The 24,167-nt window shown below is 62.8% G+C and carries 28 protein-coding genes; 17 read left to right on the forward strand and 11 right to left on the reverse strand.

Features of this window, described 5'->3' with window-relative positions; all coding sequences use genetic code 11:
- Nucleotides 1-2: 2 nt before the first annotated feature.
- The 6 genes from ACOZK4_RS04350 to ACOZK4_RS04375 all read right to left on the reverse strand — a co-directional run bounded on the left by ACOZK4_RS04350 (nucleotide 3) and on the right by ACOZK4_RS04375 (nucleotide 5,908).
- Nucleotides 3-1,625, reverse strand: coding sequence for an AMP-binding protein (locus ACOZK4_RS04350; RefSeq protein ID WP_421590627.1), 1,623 nt, complete (start codon nucleotides 1,623-1,625; stop codon nucleotides 3-5).
- Nucleotides 1,615-2,394, reverse strand: coding sequence for an enoyl-CoA hydratase/isomerase family protein (locus ACOZK4_RS04355; RefSeq protein ID WP_421578355.1), 780 nt, complete (start codon nucleotides 2,392-2,394; stop codon nucleotides 1,615-1,617). The genes ACOZK4_RS04350 and ACOZK4_RS04355 overlap by 11 nt, the downstream gene beginning before the upstream one ends.
- Entirely contained in the window at nucleotides 2,394-3,581 is a 1,188-nt protein-coding gene (locus ACOZK4_RS04360; RefSeq protein WP_421578354.1) for a CaiB/BaiF CoA transferase family protein, read from the reverse strand. Before ACOZK4_RS04360 ends, ACOZK4_RS04355 begins: the two co-directional genes overlap by 1 nt.
- The gene (locus ACOZK4_RS04365) at nucleotides 3,581-4,327 is read right to left on the reverse strand and encodes an enoyl-CoA hydratase/isomerase family protein (protein ID WP_421578353.1); all 747 of its coding nucleotides are present in this window, start codon (nucleotides 4,325-4,327) and stop codon (nucleotides 3,581-3,583) included. The genes ACOZK4_RS04360 and ACOZK4_RS04365 overlap by 1 nt, the downstream gene beginning before the upstream one ends.
- Complete coding sequence (locus tag ACOZK4_RS04370; protein ID WP_421578352.1) at nucleotides 4,324-5,262, reverse strand: hydroxymethylglutaryl-CoA lyase; 939 nt, start codon at nucleotides 5,260-5,262, stop codon at nucleotides 4,324-4,326. Before ACOZK4_RS04370 ends, ACOZK4_RS04365 begins: the two co-directional genes overlap by 4 nt.
- Nucleotides 5,263-5,341: 79 nt before the next feature.
- Nucleotides 5,342-5,908 (reverse strand): MarR family winged helix-turn-helix transcriptional regulator, encoded by a 567-nt coding sequence (locus ACOZK4_RS04375; RefSeq protein WP_421578351.1) that lies wholly within the window; start codon nucleotides 5,906-5,908, stop codon nucleotides 5,342-5,344.
- Between the two features lie 176 nt (nucleotides 5,909-6,084).
- On the opposite strand from ACOZK4_RS04375, the gene ACOZK4_RS04380 reads away from it, so the two are divergent.
- The 8 genes from ACOZK4_RS04380 to ACOZK4_RS04415 all read left to right on the forward strand — a co-directional run bounded on the left by ACOZK4_RS04380 (nucleotide 6,085) and on the right by ACOZK4_RS04415 (nucleotide 14,115).
- Nucleotides 6,085-7,128, forward strand: coding sequence for an ABC transporter substrate-binding protein (locus tag ACOZK4_RS04380; RefSeq protein ID WP_421590628.1), 1,044 nt, complete (start codon nucleotides 6,085-6,087; stop codon nucleotides 7,126-7,128).
- Between the two features lie 22 nt (nucleotides 7,129-7,150).
- Nucleotides 7,151-8,218 carry an ABC transporter ATP-binding protein gene (locus tag ACOZK4_RS04385; protein WP_421590629.1) on the forward strand — a complete coding sequence of 356 codons (1,068 nt, stop codon included), beginning with the start codon at nucleotides 7,151-7,153 and terminating at the stop codon, nucleotides 8,216-8,218.
- Nucleotides 8,215-9,117, forward strand: coding sequence for an ABC transporter permease (locus ACOZK4_RS04390; protein WP_421590631.1), 903 nt, complete (start codon nucleotides 8,215-8,217; stop codon nucleotides 9,115-9,117). Before ACOZK4_RS04385 ends, ACOZK4_RS04390 begins: the two co-directional genes overlap by 4 nt.
- Entirely contained in the window at nucleotides 9,117-9,926 is an 810-nt protein-coding gene (locus ACOZK4_RS04395) for an ABC transporter permease (RefSeq protein WP_421590632.1), read from the forward strand. Before ACOZK4_RS04390 ends, ACOZK4_RS04395 begins: the two co-directional genes overlap by 1 nt.
- 41 nt (nucleotides 9,927-9,967) lie before the next feature.
- Nucleotides 9,968-11,350 carry an aminotransferase gene (locus tag ACOZK4_RS04400; protein WP_421590633.1) on the forward strand — a complete coding sequence of 461 codons (1,383 nt, stop codon included), beginning with the start codon at nucleotides 9,968-9,970 and terminating at the stop codon, nucleotides 11,348-11,350.
- Between the two features lie 12 nt (nucleotides 11,351-11,362).
- Complete coding sequence (locus ACOZK4_RS04405; protein WP_421590634.1) at nucleotides 11,363-12,388, forward strand: histone deacetylase family protein; 1,026 nt, start codon at nucleotides 11,363-11,365, stop codon at nucleotides 12,386-12,388.
- Between the two features lie 166 nt (nucleotides 12,389-12,554).
- Nucleotides 12,555-12,869 (forward strand): helix-turn-helix domain-containing protein, encoded by a 315-nt coding sequence (locus tag ACOZK4_RS04410; RefSeq protein ID WP_421590636.1) that lies wholly within the window; start codon nucleotides 12,555-12,557, stop codon nucleotides 12,867-12,869.
- Nucleotides 12,862-14,115 (forward strand): type II toxin-antitoxin system HipA family toxin, encoded by a 1,254-nt coding sequence (locus tag ACOZK4_RS04415; protein WP_421590667.1) that lies wholly within the window; start codon nucleotides 12,862-12,864, stop codon nucleotides 14,113-14,115. Before ACOZK4_RS04410 ends, ACOZK4_RS04415 begins: the two co-directional genes overlap by 8 nt.
- 76 nt (nucleotides 14,116-14,191) lie before the next feature.
- On the opposite strand, the gene ACOZK4_RS04420 is transcribed toward ACOZK4_RS04415, so the two are convergent.
- Nucleotides 14,192-14,548, reverse strand: coding sequence for a hypothetical protein (locus ACOZK4_RS04420; RefSeq protein WP_421590637.1), 357 nt, complete (start codon nucleotides 14,546-14,548; stop codon nucleotides 14,192-14,194).
- Nucleotides 14,549-14,615: 67 nt separating this feature from the next.
- The gene (locus tag ACOZK4_RS04425) at nucleotides 14,616-14,906 is read right to left on the reverse strand and encodes a hypothetical protein (protein WP_421590638.1); all 291 of its coding nucleotides are present in this window, start codon (nucleotides 14,904-14,906) and stop codon (nucleotides 14,616-14,618) included.
- A 12-nt stretch (nucleotides 14,907-14,918) separates the two neighbouring features.
- Between ACOZK4_RS04425 and ACOZK4_RS04430 the strand changes: the two genes are divergently transcribed.
- The 4 genes from ACOZK4_RS04430 to ACOZK4_RS04445 all read left to right on the forward strand — a co-directional run bounded on the left by ACOZK4_RS04430 (nucleotide 14,919) and on the right by ACOZK4_RS04445 (nucleotide 16,452).
- Nucleotides 14,919-15,374, forward strand: a complete 456-nt coding sequence (locus tag ACOZK4_RS04430) for a hypothetical protein (protein ID WP_421590639.1) — start codon at nucleotides 14,919-14,921, stop codon at nucleotides 15,372-15,374.
- 176 nt (nucleotides 15,375-15,550) lie between these two features.
- Nucleotides 15,551-15,799, forward strand: a complete 249-nt coding sequence (locus ACOZK4_RS04435) for a helix-turn-helix domain-containing protein (RefSeq protein WP_421590669.1) — start codon at nucleotides 15,551-15,553, stop codon at nucleotides 15,797-15,799.
- Between the two features lie 105 nt (nucleotides 15,800-15,904).
- Complete coding sequence (locus tag ACOZK4_RS04440; protein WP_024271439.1) at nucleotides 15,905-16,159, forward strand: type II toxin-antitoxin system ParD family antitoxin; 255 nt, start codon at nucleotides 15,905-15,907, stop codon at nucleotides 16,157-16,159.
- A complete protein-coding gene (locus ACOZK4_RS04445) occupies nucleotides 16,159-16,452 on the forward strand; it encodes a type II toxin-antitoxin system RelE/ParE family toxin (protein ID WP_421590641.1) in 294 nt (97 codons plus the stop codon). The genes ACOZK4_RS04440 and ACOZK4_RS04445 overlap by 1 nt, the downstream gene beginning before the upstream one ends.
- A gap of 209 nt (nucleotides 16,453-16,661) precedes the next feature.
- Here the strand turns inward: ACOZK4_RS04445 and ACOZK4_RS04450 are convergent, their stop codons facing one another.
- Complete coding sequence (locus ACOZK4_RS04450; protein WP_421590642.1) at nucleotides 16,662-17,183, reverse strand: N-acetyltransferase; 522 nt, start codon at nucleotides 17,181-17,183, stop codon at nucleotides 16,662-16,664.
- Nucleotides 17,184-17,370: 187 nt separating this feature from the next.
- Here ACOZK4_RS04450 and ACOZK4_RS04455 point away from each other — a divergent pair.
- A protein-coding gene (locus tag ACOZK4_RS04455; RefSeq protein ID WP_421590644.1) for an IS5 family transposase occupies nucleotides 17,371-18,131 on the forward strand; the annotation gives its coding sequence in 2 pieces (ribosomal slippage) (nucleotides 17,371-17,695 and nucleotides 17,695-18,131; 762 coding nt in all).
- A 16-nt stretch (nucleotides 18,132-18,147) separates the two neighbouring features.
- Here ACOZK4_RS04455 and ACOZK4_RS04460 read toward each other — a convergent pair.
- Both ACOZK4_RS04460 and ACOZK4_RS04465 read right to left on the reverse strand, forming a co-directional pair.
- The gene (locus ACOZK4_RS04460; protein ID WP_421590645.1) at nucleotides 18,148-18,627 is read right to left on the reverse strand and encodes an Lrp/AsnC family transcriptional regulator; all 480 of its coding nucleotides are present in this window, start codon (nucleotides 18,625-18,627) and stop codon (nucleotides 18,148-18,150) included.
- A 30-nt stretch (nucleotides 18,628-18,657) separates the two neighbouring features.
- The gene (locus ACOZK4_RS04465; protein ID WP_421590646.1) at nucleotides 18,658-19,260 is read right to left on the reverse strand and encodes an amino acid synthesis family protein; all 603 of its coding nucleotides are present in this window, start codon (nucleotides 19,258-19,260) and stop codon (nucleotides 18,658-18,660) included.
- Between the two features lie 160 nt (nucleotides 19,261-19,420).
- Between ACOZK4_RS04465 and ACOZK4_RS04470 the strand changes: the two genes are divergently transcribed.
- The 4 genes from ACOZK4_RS04470 to ACOZK4_RS04485 all read left to right on the forward strand — a co-directional run.
- A complete protein-coding gene (locus tag ACOZK4_RS04470; protein WP_421590671.1) occupies nucleotides 19,421-21,226 on the forward strand; it encodes a helix-turn-helix domain-containing protein in 1,806 nt (601 codons plus the stop codon).
- Nucleotides 21,227-21,352: 126 nt separating this feature from the next.
- Nucleotides 21,353-22,345, forward strand: coding sequence for a flavin reductase (locus ACOZK4_RS04475; protein ID WP_421590648.1), 993 nt, complete (start codon nucleotides 21,353-21,355; stop codon nucleotides 22,343-22,345).
- Nucleotide 22,346: 1 nt separating this feature from the next.
- Complete coding sequence (locus ACOZK4_RS04480) at nucleotides 22,347-23,861, forward strand: aldehyde dehydrogenase (RefSeq protein ID WP_421590650.1); 1,515 nt, start codon at nucleotides 22,347-22,349, stop codon at nucleotides 23,859-23,861.
- Nucleotides 23,862-23,883: 22 nt separating this feature from the next.
- Nucleotides 23,884-24,167: LLM class flavin-dependent oxidoreductase (locus ACOZK4_RS04485; protein ID WP_421590652.1), on the forward strand; the 284-nt coding region annotated here is incomplete at its 3' end.

Below are 24,167 nucleotides of genomic sequence, written 5' to 3' on the forward strand. Positions count from 1 at the left end.
GGTCACGCTCCGATCAGCTTGCGGGCGTGTTCGGCGAGCCGCTTCTTCTGGATCTTGGCGCTTGCCGTAATGCCGATCGCTTCGAAGCTCTCGACGATCCAGACATGGCGCGGCACCTTGAACCCGGCCATGTTGGATTTCGCCCAGTCCATGATCTCCTCCGGTTCGGCCTTGGCACCCTCCCTCAGGATGACGAAGGCACCACACACCTCGACGAGGCGCTCGTCCGGCACGCCAACCACTGCCGCCTGGCGGATCGCCGCATGGCGATGCAGGACATTCTCCACATCGGCCGGCGAGACGTTCTCGCCGCCGACGCGCACGATCTCCTTGACGCGGCCGAGGAAGGTCAGCCTGCCGTTCTCGTCCAGCGCGCCGAGATCGCCGGTGGACAGCCAGCCGTCGGCCGAGAGCGCGGCCCGCGTTTCGACGGGCTTGTCGAAATACTCCCGCATGACGCTCCAGCCGCGCACGAGGATTTCCCCCGGTTCGCCGCAAGCGGCATCCTTGCCGTCTTCCTTAACGATGCGCACATCGATGCCCGGTTGCGGTCGCATGGCGGCCGATATGCGGACGGCCTCCGGCTCCCACCAAGAGGATTGCGCGACGTTGGGCGCGGCTTCGGAAAGTCCGTAGCCGACGACGCATTCGCGCGCGCCGAGCTCGTCGATGACGCGGGCGACGATGGTCGGCGAGGCAGCGAGCCAAGCACCGCGAAGAACGAGGCGGCGCTCTGGGCGCTCGGGATGGCTGAGCAGCATCAGCGCCATCGTGTCGTTGCCGGAAAAATGCGTGCAGCGCTCGGCCTCCATCAGGCGCAGGGCCTCGCCCGGCTCGAACCGGTCCATGGAGACGAGCGTCGCCATGTGCTGGAGGCAGGAGAGGATGGAGAGGGTCGTGCCTGCGACGTGGAAGAACGGCCGGGCGCTATGGAACCGGTCGCCGACGCGAAGGCCCATGCGATGACCGGAGACGAAGGCGTTGCCTAGCATGCTGCGCTGGGTCAGGAGAACGCCTTTCGGAAAGGATGTGGTGCCGGACGTATACTGGATGAGCAGCGGGTCGTCGGCCTCGCCCCGTGCCTGCGCGGGCGCGGTTCCGCTTGCGAGCAGGGCCTCCCACGCAATGGCCGCGGGCGGCACGTCCTCTCCGATGACGATCAGTTGCTTGAGATCCGGAAGGGCGGGGATGGGCAGCCGGTCGGTGAGCGCGGGGTCGATCTGCCGCAGCAGGCCGATAAAATCGATCTTGAGGAACCGGTCGCACAGGATGAGGCGTGAGACCTTCGACTGGGAAAGCGCATAGGCCATCTCGTCGGCGACGAAACGGGTGTTGATCGGCACGGTCACCGCGCCGAGCGAGCCGATCGCCAGAAAGATCGCCACCCAGCGCGTGGAATTGCCGAGGCAAAGGCCGATGTGCTCGCCCTTCCGCACGCCCTGCGTCGCCAGTCCGTCGCGGATGCGTGCGACCTCCGCGGCGAGCGCGGCATAGGTCAGCCGCCCGTCCGCCGCGACGACGGCCTCCACATCGCCGGCAACGGTTGCGGCCCGCGTCAGTGCGGCGGAGATCGACGTTGCGCAGAGCGCGTCGATATCGAAGGGAGTGCCGTTGTCAGAGATCATGAGTTTCCTTGCCTCCGACGCTTTTTGCGAAGCGGTTCAGGCCGTCGCGCCAACCGCCGTCGGCCAGGCACCGTTCGATCGCGGCCATTTCGACGCGGATTCCGTTGTTGAGGTCGGTTTCGCTGCCGAGATCCACCGCCTGCTTGGTTAGCGCCATGGCAAGCGGCGGCGCGGCGGCGATCGCCTCGGCGATGCCGGCGATGGTTTCGGCCAGGGCCTCCGCCGGCACGATGCGAGCGACGAGGCCAAGCTGATAGGCCTCCTCGACCGGCATGATGCGGCCGGTGAACAGAAGTTCCTTGGCCCGCATCTTGCCGATCGTGCGTTGCAGGCGCTGCGTTGCGCCGACGGTGCCCCATTGCGGCTCGGGGAAGCGGAAGGTCGTCTTGTCCGATGCGATCACGAAGTCACAGCTCATCAGGATCTCGCCGCCGGAGCCGACCACGGGGCCTTGTGTTGCCGCGACCACCGGCTTGCGGCAGCGGGCAATGGCGTCGTAGGCGGCAAACGAGGCGCGGCGCCGGGCGATCACCCAGGCCTCGTCCCGGCCGTTACGCTCCTTCAGGTCCGCTCCGGCGCAGAAGACAGAACCGTTTGCCGAAAGCACGACGGCGCGGATGTCGGCATCGGCATCGAGCGCCTCGAAGGTCTCCTTCAGCGCAAGGCACATCGGCAGGTTGAGGGCGTTGCGCGCTTCCGCGCGGTCGAGGACCACATGGGCGACACCCGCCTCGCGCCGCAGGAGAACCGGGGGTTTTGCGTTGCTCATCAGATCACTCCCTCATTCCTCAGCCGATCAATGGTCTCGGCCGCCATGCCCAGCTCCCCGGCAAGCAGCGCCGCCGTGTCCGCACCGAGCGTCGGCGGACAGCCAATTGCGGGATCCTCGTAACCCGCAAAGCGCAACGGCGTGCGCAAGGCGCGCACGGCGCCCTCCTCCGGATGGTCGAACGTGCCGACGGCGCCGCGGGCCTCGCTGTGGGGATCGCTCAGGATCTCGCGGACCGTATTCACCTCGCCGGCCGGCACGCCGCGGTCTCGCAGCTCCTCGGCGAGCGGTCCGCGGTCGCGCTGTGCGATCGCCTGCCGCATGCCCGCCATCACCCGTTCGCGGGCGGCGACGCGGGCCGCGTTCTTCCCCAAGGCGGCGTCGGCGGCAAGATCCTCGAGGCCGAGGACCCCGCAGATAGCGTCCCAGTGCTGGTCGCTGCCACTGATATGCAGCCATCCCCCATCGGCGCACCGGAACGCCGCGGAGGGAACACGGCCCGGATGCTCCGTTCCCGAGCGGCCGATATCCTCGTCCAGCGCAAAGAGGCGGGCGGCGGCAAGCGCAAGCAGGCTGGTCTGGACGTCCATCATCGACAGGTCGACATGGCATCCCCGGCCGCTGCGCCCGCGCCCGACCAGCCCCGTCAGGATCGCGATTGCGATCCACAGGCCCGAGGTCATGTCGGAGACCGGAATGCCCGCCTTGGCGGGCGGCGCGTCCGAATGGCCCGTGAGATGCATGATGCCAGAGAGCGCCTGGAAGATCGTGTCGTAACCATTGCGCAGGCGATAGGGCCCGGTCTGCCCGAAGCCGGTGTTCGAGACATAAACGAGGCCGGGATTGCGGCGGGAGAGGACGTCGTAGCCGAGGTTGAAGCGGTCCATCTCGCCTGGCAGGTAGTTCTCCAGAACGACATCGTGCGTCTCCGCCAGCCTGGCGGCGATCTCTTGTCCTTCCGGCGATTTCAGGTTCAGCGTCATGGATCGCTTGGCGCGGTTGAACGCGAAGAAATAGGCGCTTTCGCCGCGGGGTAACCGTGGCTCGAACAGGCGGGATTCATCGCCCGTGCCCGGCCGCTCAACCTTCGTCACCTCCGCGCCGAGCTCGGCAAGGATCTGGGTCGCCATGGGGCCGGCGAGAACGCGGGAAAAGTCGAGGATGCGGATGCCTTCCAGCGGCTTCATCAGCATTCCTCCCGGAAGCTGCGCATCTGCGCGTTGACGGTGCGCCCGGCGGCCATAGCCTCGTCATAGGGGAGGTCGGCGACGCGGTAGTACAGCGACTTGACGGCGGCCATCGCCTTCGGATGGGCGTCCGCCCATTGACCGGAGATCTCCAGCGCCGCCTCGACGACCGCCTCCGGCGCGACGATCCGGTTGACGAGGCCGAGGGCACGTGCCTCTTCCGCGCCGATGAGGCGGCCGAGGCTGACCATCTCGAAGGCCGCCTTGCGTCCGAGCGAGCGTTGCAGGCCGGTCATCACCAGGGCCGGCACGATGGAATGCTTCAGCTCGGGATAGCCGAATTTCAGGTCCGTGCCGGCGACCATCATGTCGCAACCGATCGCCAGTCCCGCGCCGCCGCCGACGGCCGCGCCGCGTACGGCCGAAACGACCGGTTTGGAAAGGCGCTGCATCATCGCCTGGGTCCGGCACGTGAGGTCGGCGCGCTTTTCCACGAGGTCCTGGTTGGCCGGTGTCAGGGTGGAGAACTCCGCAAGGTCCGCTCCCGCGCAAAAGGCCCGCCCCGTCCCCGTCAGCACAATCGCCCGCACGGTCTCGTCGGCGTCTGCGGCAAGCATCGCGTCGTGCAGCGCCTGCGTCAGGGCCGTGTCGAGGGCATTCAGCTTGTCAGGCCGGTTGAGCGAGAGGATGCGGACCGGGCCGCGGTCTTCGCTGATGAGGATTGGTGAAGCATAAGTCTGTGTCATGAAAAATCCCAGGCTGCCAGATGGCCGAAACCGGTGCGTGCCACCTTGCTCTGCAATTCGCGCCCAAGCGCCTGCTCGCATTGCAACAAGGCGGCCTGGAGCCGGTCGATGTCGATGCCGGTCGCGATGCCCTCGGCCTCGAAGAGATTGACGAGATCTTCCGTCGCCACATTGCCGGTATAGCCGCCGCCATAGCGGATCTGGGCGGGGTGGCCGCCGACGCCGCCGATCGCGCTGTCGAACCAGCGGCAGCCAGCCTCGAAGGCCGCCATGCAATTGGCGATGCCCGTGCCGCGCGTGTCGTGGAAATGGGCGATCGGCGTGACGTCGGGCACCTCGGCGAAGGCGCGGGCAAAGAGGCGGCGCACGCTGCCGGGCGTGCCGTGACCGGTCGTGTCGCAGATGGAGACATGGCGCACGCCGAGGTCGGAGAAGGCCTTCAGGTCGCCGATGACGGATGCCGGGTCAACCCGGCCTTCGAACGGGCAGCCGAGCGCCATGGAGATCACGCCGATCAGGCGGAACCCGCCGCCCGCCAGCGCGACCATCTCGGCAATGTTGCGCCATTGCTGCTCGCGCGTCGTGCGCAGGTTCTTCTCGGTGTGCGCCTGTGTCGCCGACACAAGCAGGCTTATCTCCTCCGGGCCGTGGCCGGCTTCACGATCTTCGATTGCGCGCCTAACGGCATGAAGGTTGGGGCAGGTCGCCTTGTAGGCCGTGCCTGGCCGGCGGCGGATGCCGGCGAGGACGCTGCTGGCATCGGCAAACACCGGTACATGGCGGGGGCTGCTGTAGCTCGTCGCTTCCACCCGCGGAAACCCGGCTTCGGAAATGGCGTCGATCAGGGCGATCTTGGTTTGCGTGGAAAGGTCTGTCGTTTCGTGCTGCAAGCCGTCCCTTGCAAAGCACTCGCAGATCGTCAGCGCGTCCGACATCTCGATCCTCCCGGTTTCCTTGGAGGTAGTGATGCGAAATTTAGTTCATATTGTCAACTATTATTCTGTCGGTCCGTCTTCACTCCTCATCCAGTTCGCGCAGGTCCTCTTGAGAGGCGCGGGTTTTCAGGTCGTGGAAATAGTGCGCGCTGTTGCGTCCCACCCGTTGCAGGAGCTCGATCAAAATCTGTCGCTCGGCGTGGCTGAGGGTCGAGAGCATGTTCTCGTTGCGCTCGAAGGCGTCGGTCAGGACCGCTTCCGACAGATCGAGGCCCTCCGGGCTTAGTTTCAGGAGGATGCTGCGCCCGTCCTCGGGGTTGGCGGTCTTTAGGATGTAGCCGCGCTCGATCATCGACGAAACGGTCCGACTCATCTGGCTTTTCAGGAGTCCACTGTGCTTTGCGAGCTCCTGTAGCGGCACTTCGCCGAGATATTTGAGGACGGCCAGCGCGCGCCATTCTCGGGCGGTAATGCCGTATTTAGGCCGGATCGAGAGGGCCGCGATGCGGGTGGACAGCCCGGCCAGCCGCTGCAGTTCGAAGGAGAACAGGTCCCGTATGTCCGGCTCGTTCTTCTGGGGCGCGAGGTGCCTACGAAAGAAATTGCCGTCGGAGCGATCGGTGAGATGTTCGACTTTCTTATTCAAATGGTTGCTCCAAGCTGTTCAGCGTGGGGATTCCACGCGCAGAAATTTAGTTGACAAGGTGAACAATATAGTTCATTCCATTAACTAGATTGGCACGCAGGGAGCGGAATGTCGATCATGCATTCGGGCTGTGGAGGATGGCTCCAGCCGAGCATCACCTGAGGAGGAACTTGGTAATGGCATCGTGTAATCGCGCATTCTTGACCATCGCCGCGACAGCGGGCGTGCTCTCCTTCACTGGCGCCGCTGCGGCGCAGGATGTCCTCACCGTCGCCGGCTTTGGCGGCAACCTTCAGACGGACCTACGCAAGACGATCTGGCAGCCAGCAGCCGATGCTGCAGGCATTGAATTGCGCGAGGAAACGCATGACGGGCTCGCCGCCGTGCGAGTCCAGGTCCAGTCCGGCTCCCCGACCTGGGATGTGGTGCATCTCGGGGCGGACGAATGCGCGGTCGGCGGCAAGGAGGGGCTTTTCGAGCCGCTCGACTACAACGCGATCAGCACGAAGGGTTTTGATGCGCGCGGCTATGGCGAACATTGGATCGCGACCAACACCTATTCCGTCGTTCTGGCCTGGCGCACCGATGTCTACAAGGACAAGGCGCCGGCAAGCTGGCAGGATTTCTGGAATGTGGAGGCCTTTCCCGGCCGTCGCGCCCTCAGCACCTACCCGCAGGAAATGATGGAAATCGCGCTCATCGCTGATGGCATCGACAAGGACAAGCTCTATCCGCTCGACACCGAGCGTGCGCTCGCGGCCCTCGAGAAGATCAAAGCCAATGTCGGCGTCTGGTGGTCGTCCGGAGCGCAATCCGCCCAGCTCCTCAAGGATGGCGAAGTCGATATGATGGCGATCTGGGGCAGCCGCGTGGCGTCAGTGATCGCGGACGGCGCGCCCGTCAAGTTCACCTACCAGGATGCGATCCTCGGCTACGGCTGCCTGGCCATCCTCAAGGGCGCGCCGCACGCGGCGAGAGCTCACAAGTTCATCGCCGGCGTTGTGTCGCCTGAGGTTCAGGCGCGCATTCCGGAAATGATGCCCTATTACGGTCCGACCAACAGCCTGGCCTTCGAGGTGAAGGCGTTCTCGCCGGAGGTGCTGGCGCAATCCAACATGTCGCCGGAAAACGTCAAGAAGCAGACCTTCCTCGACGCAAACTGGTGGCGCGACAACAACGAGCTGGTTCGCGAGGACTACAGCCTCCTGATGTCGAACTGATCGAACGAGCCGGGAGGACAGGATGCGCTCGGGCAGAGTCAACCTTCGCGAGGTCCACAAGGCCTATGGCAGCTTCAGGGCGCTCGACGGCGTCTCCCTGGATATCAAGGCGGGGGAGTTCCTGACGCTTCTCGGTCCTTCCGGCTCGGGAAAGACCACGCTTCTCAACGTCATCGCCGGCTTCGAGCGGCCCGATCTCGGCAGCTTGCTGGTCGATGACGTCGAGTTCATCACGCGTCCGCCGCACAAGCGCGACCTTGGCATGGTGTTCCAGAACTATGCCCTGTTCCCGCATATGGACGTCTTCTCGAACGTCGCCTATCCGCTGAAGCTGCGAAAGGTGGACAGGGCCTCCATTCGCAAGAGGGTGATGGACGCGCTCGAGATAGTCCACATGCAGCACCTTGCCGACCGGCGGATCACCGCGCTGTCGGGCGGCCAGCGACAGCGTGTGGCGCTGGCGCGCGCCGTCGTCTTCGAACCACGCCTGCTGCTGATGGACGAGCCGCTCTCCGCACTCGACAAGAATCTGCGCGAGCACATGCAGATCGAACTCAAGCGGCTGCACAAGAAGCTCGGTATGACGACGATCTATGTCACGCACGACCAGCAGGAAGCCCTGACAATGTCAGACCGCATCGCGGTTCTCGACAAGGGAAGGATCATCCAGCTCGACGTTCCCGCGACGGTGTACGATCGCCCGAACTGCAAGTTCGTCGCCGGCTTCATGGGTGAGACCCGCTTCCTGCCCGTGGAGCGCCGCGATCAGTCCTATGTGCTCGATGGACGGCCGCTCCGGCTTGCCGATACAAGGGCCGTCACATCGACGGGTGAGGCCTGGCTCATGGTCCGCCCGGAGCGGCTGCGCTGGCAGGGCGATGCCGACCGCGACAACCGCATCGAGGGCAGGGTGCTTGATGTCGTCTATCGGGGAGACTGCAACCAGGTGTCCGTCTCGCTGCCCGGCGGGCACGAGGTCGCAATCCGCCACGCAGGGGCGGAACAGCAACCCTTGCCGCAGCCTGGCGATACTCTTGCCCTGTGGCTGCGGGCGGACGCGAGCCTCGTCATCGGGAGCGCCGCGCCATGACGCTTGCCATCGATGGAGCGCCCGGCATGCCGCTAAATCGTGCCATGCTCAAAAGCGCAAGGCGCCGGGAGCAGCGTATATTCAGCGGGCTTGCCCTGCCGGCGCTGGTGCTCGTCACCTGCATTCTTCTCATTCCTTTCGCATGGCTTGCCTGGCTTTCCTTGTTCGACGCGGCCGGCGATCTCACAACCCAGAACTATGCCCGGCTGTTGCGGCCCGCCTATGTCGGCAGCTTCCTCACCACCTTCAAGGTCTCCGGCCTGGTGACGGCGCTATGCGTGGTGCTCGGCTATCCGGTCGCCTATCTCCTGTCGCAGCTTCCCGCGCGCGCCGCGCAGATCCTCCTGGTGTTCGTCATCCTGCCGTTCTGGACGTCGGTGCTGGTGCGCACCTATGCCTGGCTGGTCCTCCTGCAGCGCAACGGCGTCATCAACGATTGGCTGCTTTCGGCCGGCGTGGTCGATGAGCCGCTTGCGCTGGTACACAATCTGACGGGCACGATCATCGGCATGGTGCATGTCATGCTGCCCTTCCTGATCCTGCCGCTCTATGCGTCCATGAAGGCGATCGATCCGGTGCTCCTGCGCGCGGCGGCCAATTGCGGCGCCTCGCCGAGCCAGGCGTTCCGACAGGTCTTCCTGCCGTTGTCGATGCCGGGCCTTGCTTCGGGCAGCGCGCTGACCTTCGTGCTTTGCCTCGGTTTCTACCTGACGCCGGCGCTTCTGGGCGGCGGACGTGTCGCCATGTGGTCTACGCAGATCGCCGATGCCGTCTCGAAATTCTCCAACTGGGGCGCGGCGAGCGCCCTCAGCGTGGCGCTTCTTGTGGTGACGGCCGTCGTTCTATGGGGCGTTCGCAGACTGACCGACGCTTTGAGCTTTTCCGCGGGGAAAATGTGATGCTGAACACGCCCGCCACCTCCACCCAGATCACCCATGGCCAGCGCCTCTGGCTCTATGCAACGGTTGCGCTCGTCATGGCCTTCTTGGTCATCCCCTGCATCCTCGTGATTCCCATGTCCTTCTCGGACTCGCAGTATCTCGAGTTTCCGCCACGCAGCCTCAGCCTGCGCTGGTACGAAGCCTTCTTCACATCACCGGAATGGATCCAGTCCGCCGTGGTCTCGCTCAAGGTTGCAGGCTTCACAACGGTGCTGGCCACCGTGCTCGGCACGCTGGCCTCCCACGGGCTCTATAAGGCGACCAGCCTCTTCACGCCGCTCACACGCGGCCTGCTGATGCTGCCGATGATGATCCCGCTGATCTTCGTCGCCATAGGCGTGTTCTTTGTCTACGCCCGCTTCGGGCTCAACAACACCATCACCGGCCTCGTTCTGGCGCACACCACCCTCGCCATCCCGTTCGTCATGATCGCCGTCGGCAACGGGCTGAAGAGCTTCGACCCTAATCTCGAACGCGCGGCCCGCAGCCTCGGGGCCTCGCCGGTGACGGCCTTTCTCACCGTCACGCTGCCGCAGATCCGCATCTCGGTCTTCTCCGGCATGCTCTTCGCCTTTGTCACGTCCTTCGACGAGGTCGTCGTGTCGCTGTTTGTGTCGAGCGGCGCGAACTCCACGTTGACCAAGCGCATGTTCGCCAACATCCGCGACCAGGTCGATCCGACCGTCGCCGCCATCTCATCGATGCTGGTGGCGCTGTCGATCATCGTCCTGATCGCTGCCCAGTTCATGAAGCGCAAGGACGTCTGACGCCCATTCGATGCGCCCGCATCATATTTCAGGAGGAAACCATGTACAATTCGCTGCGCATGCGCGACATCGCATCCCAGATTCATCCGCAGACCAATCTTGCCGCCCACGAGACCGTCGGGCCGACAATCATGGCCCGCGGCGAAGGCGCCTATGTCTATGACGACGACGGCAAGCAATATATCGAGGGTATGTCCGGCCTCTGGTGCGCGGCGCTCGGCATGAGCGAGAAGCGGCTGGTCGATGCGGCGACGCGCCAGCTCAACACATTGCCCTACTACCAGAACTTTGCCCACCGCGCGACGGAGCCGGCGATCGAGCTTTCGGAGCGCCTCCTGAAGATCGCGCCGGTTTCGATGTCCAAGGTGCTCTTCCAGAGCTCCGGCTCGGAGGCGAACGACACCGCCGTCAAGCTCGCCTGGTACTATTTCCACGCCCAAGGCAAGCCGGAAAAGAAGAAGATCATCGCGCGCAACCGCGGCTATCACGGAACCTCGATTGGGTCGGCCAGCATTACCGGTCTGCCACACTTGCACCGCGAGTTCAATCTCCCCCTGCCGGGCTTTCTCCATGTCACATGCCCTCATTTCTATCGCGAGGGCCGGCCGGAGGAGACGGAGGAGGACTTCGCCACGCGTCTTGCGGAGGAACTGGATGCGCTGATCCTGGCGGAGGGGCCGGAGACGGTTGCGGCCTTCTTCGCCGAACCGGCTATGGGGACGGGCGGCGTTGTCATCCCACCGAAAACCTATTTCGAGAAGATCCAGAAGGTTCTGAAGAAACATGACGTCCTCTTGGTCGCCGACGAGGTCATCACTGGCTTCGGGCGCACCGGCGCCTGGTGGGGAAGCCAGACCTTCGGGCTGGAGCCGGACATGATTACCTGCGCGAAGGCGCTGACCGCCGCCTATATGCCGCTCTCCGCTGTGCTGCTTTCCGAAAGGCTTTACGCCGGCATGAAGGCGCAAAGCGAAAAGATCGGCGTCTTTGGCCATGGTTACACCTACGGCGCACATCCCGTTGCATGCGCCGTCGGCGTCGAGGCGCTGAGGATCTACGAGGAGGATGGCATCATCGACGGTGTCGCGGCGCTCGGCGAGCGCATGGCCGAGCGTATGACGCCGCTTGCCGAGCATCCGCTCGTCGGCGAGGTGCGCGGCGTCGGCCTGATGTGGGGCGTCGAGATCGTCCGCGACAAGCAGACGCGCGAAGCCTTTCCTGCCGAGATGCAGTTCGGGATCGGCATTCAGAACCGCGCCTTCGAGAACGGACTGGTCTGCCGTTCGCTCGGCACGGCGATCGCTTTCGCGCCGCCGCTCATCAGCACGCCAGAGCAGATCGATGCGGTCGTCTCGCGGTTCCGCGACGCTCTCGACAGGTCGCTCGACGCCTACCTCGCCGACGGCGGCCGGCTCGGCGACTGAAAGGAGGCCGTCGTGCTGGCGATCTATGACGAACGGCAGGCGCTACACCGGCCCCTGACGCGCATTGCGGGCGGCGTGCTGCAACCCAATCTCGAGGTGCCCGAACGCATAGTGCTGCTGCGGCAGGGGTTGGCGCTGGCGGGTGTCGATGTCGTCGCGCCCGCCGCCGACGATACCAGCCTGATCCGTGCGATGCATGAACCCGGCTACCTTGATTTCCTCGAGAACGGCTTTGCCGCCTGGCGCGCCATCCCGGGCAATGGCCCGGAGCTTCGGTCGAGCGTCCACCCGAACGTCTATATGAGCCGGCGTCCCGACGATCTTCTCGGCCGTGCCGGCTTTTATCAGGCCGATGCCGGCTGCGTTCTGGTGGAAGGAACCTGGCAGGCCGCACGGGCGAGCGCGCTGACCGCGCTTGATGCCGCGGCGCGCGTGCTTGACGGCGAAGGCATGGTCTACGCCTTGTGCCGGCCGCCCGGCCACCATGCCTATCGCGATAAGGCCGGTGGCTTCTGCTACCTGAACAATTCCGCCCTTGCCGCCGAGCAGGCGGTCCTGGCGGGGCGGCGCGTCGCAATCCTCGACATCGATGTGCACCACGGCAACGGGACGCAGACGATGTTCTACGATCGCGGTGACGTGCTGACGCTGTCGGTGCATGGAGACCCTGCATGGCTCTACCCCTATTACGCGGGCTACGCCGATGAATGTGGGGTCGGCGCAGGAACTGGAAAGAACCGCAATTTTCCTCTTCCGCTCGGCAGCGACGGCGCGGTCTACCTGGCGGCAGTGCGGGCAGCATGTGACGAAGTCCGACAGTTCGGCGCCGACTACTTGGTCCTGGCCCTAGGCCTTGACGCGTCCCTGAACGATCCCTTCGCCTGCATGAGGGTGAACGACGAGGACTTTGCCCGCATAGCAAAGATTATCGCAGAGGTGCGGGTCCCGACCGTAATCGTCCAGGAAGGGGGGTATGTTTCACCGCACCTCGCCGCTACGCTCGCGGCCTTCATCTCTGCCTTTTCTCAGTCAGGGTAAAAGCGGGTTTCATTGGCTATTATGCGCCCGTTCATAAAACAGCATGAATGGTAAGTAAACGGATCAATTAAGGCGATATGATCCGTATTCATATCTTTCTGTTGACTGATCTCAAAATGTTTGAGATAGCTTGCCCTGCTCCACGGAGAAATTTCGGGTAGATAGGATGGCACGGTCTGAGTCAGATGCCTTGTTGGAAATCGGACAGTTGCTGAAGGCGACCCGTAAGGGCCGGCAATTGACCCAGGAGCAGGTTGCCGACATGGCGGGCATATCGCGTCCCCGCTATCGCGAGATAGAAGCCGGAAGCAGCGCTGCGCGCACGACGACCCTGATCAACATCGCCCGCGCGCTCGGACTTGAGTTGATGCTCATACCGCAGGCCATGGTTCCGGCCGTCGGCGCGCTGCTGCGGCCGCAGGATGATCTCGACGATCTCCCGGCATTCATGGCTCATCCGGACGGGGATGAGAATGCCTGAAGCTTCATCCGATCCGAGGTCCATCTCGTCGCTCGACGTACTGCTGAACGATATGAAGGTCGGTACGATCGTCAGGACGCCTGGCGAGTTCAACGCCTTCAATTTCGAGGACAGCTATCGCGCAACGGGCGGCTTCCCAGTGCTCAGCCTGTCATTTCGAGCAGCCACTGGCGGCTTGCGCAAGGACCCGAAACCCGTCGCCAGAGCCTTGCCTGCGTTCTTCGCCAATCTGCTCCCGGAAGATAAGCTGCGCGAGGCAATGGAGAAACACCACGCGGGGAGTGTTCGCGCGGGAAACGATTTCGACCTTCTCGTCGCGCTCGGTTCGGATCTGCCAGGCGCGGTCCGCGTCATGCCGAGTGACAGAGCGATTGCCCGTCTCGACAATCTGCCCGCGACCAAGCCGAAAGCCCGGTTTTCGCTCGCCGGCGTCCAGATGAAGCTTTCGGTCATCAAGAACACGGGGAAGGGCGGTGGACTGACGTTGCCGATCGGCGACGAGCAGGGGGCCTACATTGCCAAGTTTCCATCGACCGCGTTTCCCGGCGTGTCGGAAAACGAATATGCCAATCTTGCACTGGCTGAAGCCATAGGTATGGACGTGCCGGAACGCGAGCTCGTCGAGCAATCGGAGTTCGAAGGTATCCCGAAGGAGTTCGAGACGCTGTCGGACGGTAGAGTCCTGCTCGTCAAACGTTTCGATCGTGGCGCCAATGGCGAGCGGATCCATATCGAGGATTTCGCGCAGGTATTCGGCGTCTATCCTTCGCGGAAATACGAAGGAGCTGCTTATCATGATATCGCCGTCGCCTTGAACGTTGCCGTTTCGTCCGACGCCGCGCTCGAGTTCGTCCGCCGACTGGCTCTGGCTGCCATAACCGGCAACGGTGACATGCACCTGAAAAACTGGTCGCTGATCTATCGCAGCGCGGGCGACAAACCGGAGCTTGCGCCTGTCTACGACGTGCTCTCGACAATCCCTTACATCCCGGCAGATGCAATGGCGCTGTCGCTTGCTGGCGAACGCCCGTTCAAGGCGTTGAATGCGCAACGATGGAAGGCCTTCGCCAATCGCGCGCGCTTGCCGGAAGCGGCCGTGCTTAAAGCGGTGGTCGATACGGTCGAGCGCGTCAACGACGTTTGGTGGTCGCTGCCGGAACGGACTGTCGTTCCGGCGAAGGTTCTCGAGCGTATCGATACGCATGTAAGGCTGATGACGCCGATCCTTGGCACGTGTGCGGAGTGAAGCCATGCGGCCGAACAGTAGCGAAGCCTTGTCCTAGCCCGCGCGCCAGTTTGTTGGCCCCCTTGAGGGGCAACTACTACAGCAGTGCCGCCGCCCGTCTGGTGATCCAGGCGCCCCAGAAAAGGCTCGAGAAAAAACGAAGCGGCGTCTCGAAGCCGGTTTCGGCAAGAAGGGCGGCGACCGCCTCTTCCGACCTGGGCGGCTCGGCGGCCTCCAGGATCCGGTCCATCTTCGCTCGCACCTCGTCGGGGCCGGCGCCATGCATTCGCCAACGCTGAGCCCAGGCCGCAAGCAGCAGCGGTTCGGAGCTGTAGGCGCGATAGTTTCCAGCGAGCACGAGCGGCGCGCCAACTTTCAGCCTTTTGGCCAGTTCATTCATGAGGTCGCGCTTCGCGATCTCTCCTTGGATGTGTTGCAGAACGCCAATCATCATCGCTGCATTGAAGGAGGTTTCGCCAGCGGTCTCTCCAAGGCTGCCGGTGAGGAATTCGACCCGATCATCAAGCCCAGCTTCGGCGATGTGTGCGCGCTACTTCCATCATGGACGGCGACGGATCGACTGCGACAAAGGTCCAGGACGGCTCCAGCCTGGCGGCCGCAATGATTTCACCGCCCGTTCCGCCGGCACCAACGACCAGCACGCGCGGGGCTTCCGCATCTAGTGCGGAAGCCGCGAGCATGCAGGCACCGAGCTCGTGACAGGCATTGTATCCGGCCAGCGCAATGCGGCTTTGCCGGCCGTATTCATCGGCGCGTGACTTGTCGAATTTGGAGGAGGAGCTGTTTGGCATGGAATCTACGTCATGATTGTCGTTATGGCTGGAGTGGCCGCCGCAAAAGAGATTATCCAATCCAAAGGCAGAATATCGAGGAAATGCATGATCGAACGTTCGGATAGGCCTCAAAAGCATGATCGCCTGGCGGCCTTCCTCAGAGCCTATGGGCTTCGAGCCGATTATTGCAGCAATGGCGACGGCGCGAACCTTCTCATCGTCAACGACGGGGACGTCGAAGCACCATCCCATCTAATCTACCGGCCGCGTTCGGCCGGTATGTCCGCAGAGCGCACGACGGTGATAGCGGCGGCTTTTGTCGATTTCAGCGAGGGCCTGAATCCGCTCGTCGGCGCGCTGCCGGATGAACTGCGCTTCTGTCTGGCGCTAGAGCCGGAATTACGCGGACTGGCTGATCTCATCATTTCGGAGAGCATCGACAAACGCTGCGGAGGCAGCGCGTCCATGGCCGGCTCTGTTAGGTGATTGTCGTTCTTGCGATCCGCAAGGCGCTGGCCGTCGGCACGGTTAACGCTGGGATGTTGGCCGGGCTGGCCCACCGAGAGCTTCATCCCTGCTTGGTGGCAAGGCACGAAGACCCGGCCAGGCGCTGGCGTATCGGCGATCTCGCCGGTATCGCTGGCATGAAGCGTGGCCGCTTTATGGACACCTTCACCAATACCGTCGGCCAGCCGCCGGCTGCCTATCTAACGGATTGGCGCCTTGCATTGGGCCGGACACACCTACGTTCCGGCAGGAGCGTCAAGGCCGCTGCCGCAGCTGTTGGGTTTGGCAGCGCTGAGGCCTTTTCCCGATCATTCGGTCGCAAACATGGCTATCCGCCCAGTCGTGAGACATTTAAGAGCAAGTGTTCGGCCGTGTCGAAAAATCAATGTGACTGTAGGCATTAAATGACGGGTCGTCGGTTCGGATCCGTTCAAGAGCCTGCGCACGGCAACCGATAGTTTGACAAACTTTGCCATTGGCGGATATCGTTACCCATCAAGGAGATTCAAATGGCGACGATGAACGTATCCCTGCCGGACCCCATGAAAGATTGGGTTGAAGCCCAAGCTAAGACCGGTCGGTATTCGAATGCGAGCGACTACGTCAGAGACTTGATCCGCAGAGATCAGGCCCGTACCGACAAGATTGCCGAGATGCAGCGGTTTGTCGATGACGGAATTAGAAGCGGTGTTGGGAGCCGTTCAGCGGACGAGCTGTTTGCTGCAGCCACCACGCGAGCCGAGATCAGCCGCGGACGCGCTTGATGCCATTCATTCTATCGGTCCAAGCGGAAGAGGATGTAATCTCAATTGCGGAAGACGGCATTCGCATCTTCGGAGCATTGGTTGCTAAACGATATCATGATGAGCTCTTCAATTTGTTCGAGCTAATTGCCGGCAATCCACGAATGGCGCGTGAGCGCCATGAGATTTCTCCGCCTGTTAGGATCCATCCCTTCAAGGCACACCTTATAGTTTATCGCATCAAAGAGGACGGAAGCGTCTTTGTGATCCGTATCAGGCATAGCCACGAGGATTGGTCAGCAGATTCGCTCTAGTCAATTGTCTTGTCGAGTTCATGACTTGCTGGTCATAAGTTCGAACCTCATCAAGACGGAAGACGCCTGCCAGGCAGATGGCTCGATTCCCTCTGCGGCTCAGCTTAACGATGGCTTCGCGCCTCAAATCTGCCATTCTCGCTATCGCGACCGGTCCTCTAAGGCCGATGTTTGTGAGCGTGAGATCCGGTCGTCAGATTGAATAAGCGTTATCGCATCACTTTTTCAAACAGAAATCCTTCGTCGTCCGGCAGATCACTGGGGCCAGGATGATGCGGGTCGGGGTGCTTGGCGTTGAAGAACGCGATGATCTTGAAGCCGCATTTATTGACGTAGAAGTGGATGTTTCGCTTCTCGAAATAGGGTGTATGTGTCCGCCAGGTGACGGTCTGCGGATAGCGCGCTTCAATGGCAAGCCAGGCCTTGTGACCGAGCCCATTCCCATGCTCGCCGACTTTCAGGAAAAAGAGGTCGAGTGTGTTGTGTTGAGTCTCTTCTTTGATGGTCACCACCGCGCCACCGACCTTCTTGCCGTCTGAGAGAATGCGTAGCGCGACCGCTCCAGGGGCGTTGATGGAATTTTTTAGGTCCTCGTCGCAAGGAATGGGACCATCGGGCAACTCCCCGTATTCATCGATGACTGCAACGGCAAACGCCTCCTGGAGTTCCCTTTTGAAGTCCGAGAGATAGGCGGTATCTGCAACAGTGAGGCTCACGGTGTGACCATTCATGACTTCTCTCCAACTGTTCAAACGAGCCACCCGGTCTGACGGACCAGATGGCGGTGTGCTTCCTTGTCACCATGGGCGATCTACTTGACCCCGCGCGGCATGGGATTGACGTCATGGAAGCTAGGCTCAGGACCCATTGATTTGAATTGATGGTTATGAATCAGGCGTTTGTGCAGGAGCCTTACCAATGAGTAATATATCTTGGCTGACGGACGAGCAAATGGCTCGTCTTCAGCCCTATTTCCCCAAGAGCCATGGCCGCCCACGCGTTGATGATCGACGCGTTCTGAGTGGCATCATCTTTGTTAACCGCAATGGGCTGCGTTGGCGTGATGCGCCGAAGGAATATGGCCCGGCGAAAACGCTTTACAACCGCTGGAAACGCTGGGGCGACAAGGGTATCCTTATGCAGATGATGGAAGGCCTGGCTGTGCCTGAAGCCGCAGAGCACAAGACCATCATGATCGATGCGACCTATCTCAAGGCCCACCGCACAGCTTCCAGCCTGCGGGTAAAAAAGGGGGCGCGGGCCGCCTGATTGGCCGCACGAAAGGCGGCATGAACACCAAGCTTCATGCCGTAACGGATACGAGTGGTCGCCCGATCAGCTTCTTCATAACGGCAGGTCAGGTCAGTGATTACACCGGTGCTGCGGCCTTGCTTGATGAACTTCCCAAGGCCAAATGGCTGCTGGCCGACCGTGGATACGATGCTGACTGGTATCGTGACGCTTTGCAGGCGAAAGGGATCACTCCCTGCATTCCGGGTCGGAAATCGCGCAACAAGACAATCAAATACGACAAGCGCCGCTACAAACGGCGCAACCGGATCGAGATCATGTTCGGACGTCTCAAGGACTGGCGACGCGTTGCTACGCGCTACGACAGGTGCCCAATGGCCTTTCTCTCCGCCATCGCTCTTACTGCAACCGGTATCTTCTGGCTATGAGCAATGAGTCCTGACCCTAAGAAGTGGGCAGCAGAACCGCCAGCGGCAACGCGGTCTCCTCCTTCACTGTCTTGGTGACAATGTAAGTAAAGTAGCGGTCGATGCCGAGTTCGCGGTCGAGCAGACTGTCGACGAGGCGTTGGTAGGCATCGATGTCCGCCGCCATGATCTTCAGGATATAATCGACGCCGCCGCCGACCGACCAGCAGGCGACGATCTCCGGTGTCGCCGCCACCGCGCGCTCGAAGCGGTCGAAATCCGCATGCCGATGGTTGGCGAGTGTCACTTCCATCATGACGCTCGCGACCGGCGCTACGCGCCGCACAGCGACGCGCGCATGATAGCCCGAGACGATGCCTGCCTTCTCCAGCTTGCGCAGGCGCAACCAGCCCGGGGTCGGCGAGAGGCCGGCCCTTTCCGCGAGTGCCAGCTTGGTGATGCGCCCATCTTCCTGGATGGCTTCCAGGATCCGCAGATCGATGGCGTCGAGCTTCATGGGATCAAAATGGAGTCCGTGCCGCTCTGTTCAGGTCCGGGTGGCGTTTGCGGCAAGCTCTGCTTCCATTTCCGCGATATCCTGGAACCGGTCCGCAATGCGGGCATGAGGGCGACCGCCGTCGGCCGCGGCGATGGCGACGATGATCTCGTCGGGATGTGGTGCGTCTGCGATCTGGAAATTCGCTGTGAGGAAGTGAGATCGCTTGCCGTTCTCGCTCTTGTGCATCATCGGTAGCGAAAGCAGCGCGCCCGGCGCGTTGCGCGTATTGGCGAATTCTAGGTAGTTCGTGCCGCCGATCGCGTTGCGGAACGGGTTGCCGAAGCGCAGCGTGTGGATCATCGCCGAAGCGTGTTCGATCTCGCCATTGACGCCGACCGCGGCGGCCTTGCCGCAGGCCTCGATCTTGTCCGCCGGCATCTGTGCCAGCAAGCGGCGCGTCATCTCCTCGCTAAGCGGTTTGGCGATGCGGATGATCTCCGGTCTTAGATTGTCGACAAAACCCTTGCCGGCCCAAGGATTGTGGATGATCGCGGCGACGACGACGATATTGACCGGTCGCGGCGCGGCCTTGCCGCCCTCGATATGGGTTTCCTCAAGAAAGGTGCAAATTTTTCTCATGCCGAGTGTCATGTGGGCCACCGTCTGTTGAACTGACGCCAACGTAGCGCGTGCTCGTGTGCGGTCTTCCTATTGTTTGAAGTATCGAAGGCGCATTGCCTCCTCCGAAAAATAGTAGCATTCGATGGCGTTGCGCCGCATTATCGCGGCAACGACGGGAGTGTGCGGCGCGTTGGATCAGAAATCACGGCTACTTTCGCTGCGCGACGTCGCGAGCCAAATCAATAGCGGTGGCGACCTTGCGACGGTCCTGCAGCACCTGATCGTGGCTGCCTGCCAGCATGCCAACTGGGCACTCGGCTCGATCATGGGCATCGATGTCGCGCATGGCTATGCCCATGTCATTGTCCGTCACGATCCCACCCTTATCCAGCGCGACCTTCCGGTCCGCTGGGAGCTTGCCACCAGCCCTTCATTGATCGCGCTTCAACGCAATGAACCCGTCTATATCCGCGATGCACGTGAAAGCACCGAATTCCCTGGATATCGCAAAGAGGCCTTCGAGCGCGACTACCGCACCGTGCTCGTCATGCCGATGGACTGTGCAGATGCGGAGGGGCGTCCGATGGTCCTGAGTGTGATCGCCCGCGCCGTAACCGACGTAACGGAGGATGACCTCGCCTTTATCGGCACGATCATTCATCTCGGCGCGATCGCTGTCGAAAAACAGCATCGCCTGGCAACTGAAAAACGCGCTTCAGAGCGGCTCGACCGGGCGCTCGGTGCGCATACATCGCTGCTGGAGCATGTTCTCAGCGACGGCTCCGTCTCCTCGCTCGCTGCGATGGTGGGACGACTGCTGCCCAATCCGCTCGTCGTCGTGGATTTCACCGTCAACCAGGTTATCGCCGGGCGTTCGCCGCTGGCAGCGGATCTCGACGATGCGGCCTGGCAGGCGGCTGCGCCGACGGTTTTTGCGCGCGTACTGACAAGAGCGGCGAGGGAGGCGGTGGAGCGCGGCAGTACGGAAACGGCGCCGATCTTCCTGGAGGACGGCGCGCGGCGGCTGCGCGTTTCCGCCCGCGTCGAACCCCTGACGGTGGACCGCCAACGGGTCGGCGCGCTCGTGATTTTCCCCTCGGCGGCGGCAGAAGGGGAATTGGACCAACTCATGCTCGACAGCGCGAAGTTTGCATTGAGCGTCCAGATGATGCGCAGCTTCCTGCGTTTTCGCTTCGAGACACGCACGCAGAGCGAACTATTCTTCGAGATCGTGGAGCGGCGCTGGCGCGATGCGGCGGACGTGCGGCAACGCGCCGCCCGGCTTGGCCTCGATCTGTCGCTCGCGCAGCAGATGATCGTCGTTGACTTTCCCGAGCGCGCGAAGGCTTTCGGCGGCAATTCCATTGACGTGGAGCATACGGTGTCGCGCATTCTGCAGCAGGCCTCCATCGAAGCTTTCTTGGTGGCGGTAGACGGGGGGCTCGCATGCATCATGCCCTACGAAGAAGCGCCGAGGCAGGAGCGCACGACCAAGCTCATGCGGCGTATCGCCGACGAGCTCGCTCGCTACCTGGGCGCAGCGCCGATCGTGGTTGCCGGGAACCGTTGCATCGGTCTCGACGACTACGCCCTGGCCTGGGAGCGGTGCACGCGGATGATCCGCATCGGCCGCTCCTTCGGTTTGACGGGAGCGCTTTCGACCCAGGATTTCGGGCCGCTGCCCATGCTCGTTTCCGCCGCCGATGTCGGCGACGTGCGCAGCTTCGTTCGGGACAGCGTCGGCGCCATCGCCGAGCACGACGGCAAGAACGGCACGCCGTATCTTGAAACGCTTTCCGCCTATCTGGAGGAAGGCTGCCGCAGCCAGGCTTGCGCCGATCGGCTAGGCCTGCACGTCACGACGCTGCGCTATCGGCTGGCGCGCATTCAGGAACTCTTTGGCATCGACGTAGAAACGCCGGAACGGCGCTTTTCGGTGGAACTCGCCCTGCGCCTTCATAGCGTCATCGACAACCACGCCTTCGGCGAGCGCTGATCGGGCCATTCGGTCCTCCTATGAACCGCAGCAGAACTTTTACGATATCTCCTCCGCCCGGTAGGAAGCAGCACCGGCCCGCCCCGGTTAGCTTCTTCCCAACAAACCAAGGAGGAGAACGAAGGCATGACGGAAGAGGCGGCAGTACAGGACGCACCGATAGACCCCATCGCGCTGCGTCGGGCGTTCGGCACTTTCGTCACAGGGGTCACGGTTATCACCACGCTCGAATCGGACGGCACGCCGCGTGGCATGACGGCCAATTCCTTCACCTCCGTCTCGCTCGATCCGCCCTTGCTGCTCGTCTGTGTCGCTAAGTCCGCCTCAAGTCATGCGGCCTTCACCGAGGCGAACTGTTTCGCGGTCAACATCCTGCATGAGGGTCAGGTCGATGTGTCCGCGACCTTCGCCTCCAAGTCGCCGGACAAGTTCCAGTTGGTCAATCACGACCGGGCGCATACGGGGGCGCCGGTATTGACGGACAGCCTGACCTGGTTCGATTGCAGCCTGCACAATTCGATCGATGCTGGCGACCATTCGATCCTGATCGGCCAGGTGCGCGCCTTCGGCACCAGCCCGACTGCGCCGCTCGGCTTCTGCCGCGGGCGCTACGCGAGCGTGAAGGACCCCCTGCCGACCGGCTGGCTCGCCTCGCACGGCATGATCATCGGCTATCTCATCGAGGCCGGCGACGGGCTGCTGTTGCGGGCGGACGGCAAGGGCGGTTGGGTGCTGCCCTCGGCGCGCCGCCGCAAGGCCGACAGTGAACTGGTGGTGGATGGCGGCGATGCGCTTCGCCTCGTGCCTGAAGAAACCTTTCTCTATTCCGTCTTCGATGTCGCCGACAGCGATCCCGGTTACCTCGTCTATCGCGCCCGGCTGGCGGGCGAGGGGGCGGAGATTGGCCTCACGGAAGGCCTCCGCTTCTTCCCCATCGACGATCTGCCGTATGAGGCGATCGCCACCCATGAACTGCGCTCCATGCTGCGCCGCTACGTGCGCGAGCGGCAGGCGGGCCGCTTCGGCATCTACATGGATTCCCACGACGGCGGCCGCGTCGCGATGATCGACGGGCAAGCCCGCGCTTGGCTTCAGGCCTCCCAAGACCAAGGACAATGAGATGAAGACGACCGTCAGCACCATCGAAGGCTCGCGCCAGTATCTGTTCATCGGCGGCGAATTCGTCGCGCCGAAGAACGGCGCCTTTATCCAGAGTTTCGACCCAACGACGGGCGAACCCTGGTACGAATTCGCCGAGGCCGATGCGGATGACGTGGATGCCGCGGTCGCCGCCGCCACCGGCGCCTTCCGCAACCCCTCCTGGCGGCGCATGACGCAGACCGATCGCGGCGCGCTGGTGCGTCGCCTCGCCGAATTGATCCGCGCCAACGCCGACGCGCTCGCGGAGGTCGAGACGCGCGATAATGGCAAGCTGCTCAAGGAAACCCGCGCCCAGATGCGCGCCATGCCGGACAGCTACCACTATTTTGCGGGCATGGCCGACAAGCTGCAGGGAGATACGATTCCGATCAACCGGCTCGACACGCTGAACCTGAACCTGCGCGAGCCGCTCGGTGTCGTCGGCATGATCACGCCCTGGAATTCGCCGCTGATGCTGCTCGCCGGCACGCTCGCGCCGTGCCTTGCCATCGGTAACACCGTCGTCATCAAGCCTTCCGAACACGCCACGGCATCGACGCTCGCGCTCGCCGAGCTTATCCATGAGGCCGGCTTCCCGGCCGGTGTCGTCAATGTGGTGACCGGCACGGGCAAGAGCGCCGGCGAGGCGCTGACGCGGCATCCCGGCGTCGCCAAATATGTCTTCACGGGCAGCACGGCGACCGGTCGTCGCATCGCCGGCAATGCGGCGCAGAATCTCGTGCCCTGCTCGATGGAGCTTGGCGGCAAGTCGCCCCATGTTGTGTTCGGAGACGTCGATATCGAGCATGCGGTGAACGGCGTCGTTTCGGGCGTCTTCGCCGCGGCGGGCCAGACCTGCGTCGCCGGTTCGCGCTGCTTCGTCGAGGCCGGTATCTATGACAGGTTCATCGACGCGCTTGTTGCGCGGACGCAGCGCATCCGTGTCGGCCTGCCGACCGTCGAGGATACCGATATCGGCCCGCTGGCGCTCGCCGACCAGCTTTTCAAGGTCGAGTCCTATGTTGCCTCGGGCGTCAAGGAAGGCGCGAAGGTCGCCGTCGGCGGCGGCCGGCCGCAGAAGGATGGCCTTGCGCCCGGCGGCTGGTATTTCGAGCCGACCGTGATGGTCGATGCCGAAAACGACATGACCTTCATGCGCGACGAACTCTTCGGCCCGGTGGTTGGCGTCATGCCCTTCCGCAACGAGGAGGAGATGATCGCGCTTGCCAACGACACACGTTACGGCCTCGCCTCCGGCATCTGGACGAAGGATATCGACCGGGCGCTGCGCTTCGCCAACCAGATCGAGGCCGGCACGGTCTGGATCAATACCTATCGCTCCGCCTCCTTCATGTCCGCCAATGGCGGCTTCAAGGAGAGCGGCTACGGCCGGCGCGGCGGCTTCGAGGTCATGTACGAGTTCTCGCGGCTGAAGAACGTCATCATCGACTATTCCGGGGTCATGCAGGACCCCTTCGTCATCCGCCTCAAATAATCAGCGTCGAAAGGCAGAATCCATGAAGTTCGCAGTCTCGCTCACGATGGAACGTTTTTCGCCCGACGTGCCGATGGCCACGGTGAAGAACAATCTCCTGACGCTGGCCCGCATGGCGGATGAGGGCGGATTCGAGATGCTCTGGACGGCGGAGCATCACACGCTGGAATGCACCATCTCGCCGAACCCCTTTCAAACCCTCGTCTGGTTGGCGCAACACACGCAGAATATCCGGCTCGGCACCTCGACGCTGGTCGCACCCTACTGGAACCCGATCCGTCTCGCCGGCGAATCCGCGCTATGTGA

This window comes from Shinella sp. M27, from assembly GCF_049199905.1.
Lineage (GTDB): Bacteria > Pseudomonadota > Alphaproteobacteria > Rhizobiales > Rhizobiaceae > Shinella.

Bases quoted from the DNA above. Each gene is read 5' to 3' on its own strand.
- ACOZK4_RS04350 (WP_421590627.1), bottom strand. From the start codon at position 1,625: ATGATCTCTGACAACGGCACTCCCTTCGATATCGACGCGCTCTGCGCA.
- ACOZK4_RS04355 (WP_421578355.1), bottom strand. From the start codon at position 2,394: ATGAGCAACGCAAAACCCCCGGTTCTCCTGCGGCGCGAGGCGGGTGTC.
- ACOZK4_RS04360 (WP_421578354.1), bottom strand. From the start codon at position 3,581: ATGAAGCCGCTGGAAGGCATCCGCATCCTCGACTTTTCCCGCGTTCTC.
- ACOZK4_RS04365 (WP_421578353.1), bottom strand. From the start codon at position 4,327: ATGACACAGACTTATGCTTCACCAATCCTCATCAGCGAAGACCGCGGC.
- ACOZK4_RS04370 (WP_421578352.1), bottom strand. From the start codon at position 5,262: ATGTCGGACGCGCTGACGATCTGCGAGTGCTTTGCAAGGGACGGCTTG.
- ACOZK4_RS04380 (WP_421590628.1), top strand. From the start codon at position 6,085: ATGGCATCGTGTAATCGCGCATTCTTGACCATCGCCGCGACAGCGGGC.
- ACOZK4_RS04385 (WP_421590629.1), top strand. From the start codon at position 7,151: ATGCGCTCGGGCAGAGTCAACCTTCGCGAGGTCCACAAGGCCTATGGC.
- ACOZK4_RS04390 (WP_421590631.1), top strand. From the start codon at position 8,215: ATGACGCTTGCCATCGATGGAGCGCCCGGCATGCCGCTAAATCGTGCC.
- ACOZK4_RS04395 (WP_421590632.1), top strand. From the start codon at position 9,117: ATGCTGAACACGCCCGCCACCTCCACCCAGATCACCCATGGCCAGCGC.
- ACOZK4_RS04400 (WP_421590633.1), top strand. From the start codon at position 9,968: ATGTACAATTCGCTGCGCATGCGCGACATCGCATCCCAGATTCATCCG.
- ACOZK4_RS04410 (WP_421590636.1), top strand. From the start codon at position 12,555: ATGGCACGGTCTGAGTCAGATGCCTTGTTGGAAATCGGACAGTTGCTG.
- ACOZK4_RS04415 (WP_421590667.1), top strand. From the start codon at position 12,862: ATGCCTGAAGCTTCATCCGATCCGAGGTCCATCTCGTCGCTCGACGTA.
- ACOZK4_RS04420 (WP_421590637.1), bottom strand. From the start codon at position 14,548: ATGATGATTGGCGTTCTGCAACACATCCAAGGAGAGATCGCGAAGCGC.
- ACOZK4_RS04425 (WP_421590638.1), bottom strand. From the start codon at position 14,906: ATGCCAAACAGCTCCTCCTCCAAATTCGACAAGTCACGCGCCGATGAA.
- ACOZK4_RS04430 (WP_421590639.1), top strand. From the start codon at position 14,919: ATGATTGTCGTTATGGCTGGAGTGGCCGCCGCAAAAGAGATTATCCAA.
- ACOZK4_RS04435 (WP_421590669.1), top strand. From the start codon at position 15,551: ATGGACACCTTCACCAATACCGTCGGCCAGCCGCCGGCTGCCTATCTA.
- ACOZK4_RS04440 (WP_024271439.1), top strand. From the start codon at position 15,905: ATGGCGACGATGAACGTATCCCTGCCGGACCCCATGAAAGATTGGGTT.
- ACOZK4_RS04445 (WP_421590641.1), top strand. From the start codon at position 16,159: ATGCCATTCATTCTATCGGTCCAAGCGGAAGAGGATGTAATCTCAATT.
- ACOZK4_RS04450 (WP_421590642.1), bottom strand. From the start codon at position 17,183: ATGAATGGTCACACCGTGAGCCTCACTGTTGCAGATACCGCCTATCTC.
- ACOZK4_RS04460 (WP_421590645.1), bottom strand. From the start codon at position 18,627: ATGAAGCTCGACGCCATCGATCTGCGGATCCTGGAAGCCATCCAGGAA.
- ACOZK4_RS04465 (WP_421590646.1), bottom strand. From the start codon at position 19,260: ATGACACTCGGCATGAGAAAAATTTGCACCTTTCTTGAGGAAACCCAT.
- ACOZK4_RS04475 (WP_421590648.1), top strand. From the start codon at position 21,353: ATGACGGAAGAGGCGGCAGTACAGGACGCACCGATAGACCCCATCGCG.
- ACOZK4_RS04480 (WP_421590650.1), top strand. From the start codon at position 22,347: ATGAAGACGACCGTCAGCACCATCGAAGGCTCGCGCCAGTATCTGTTC.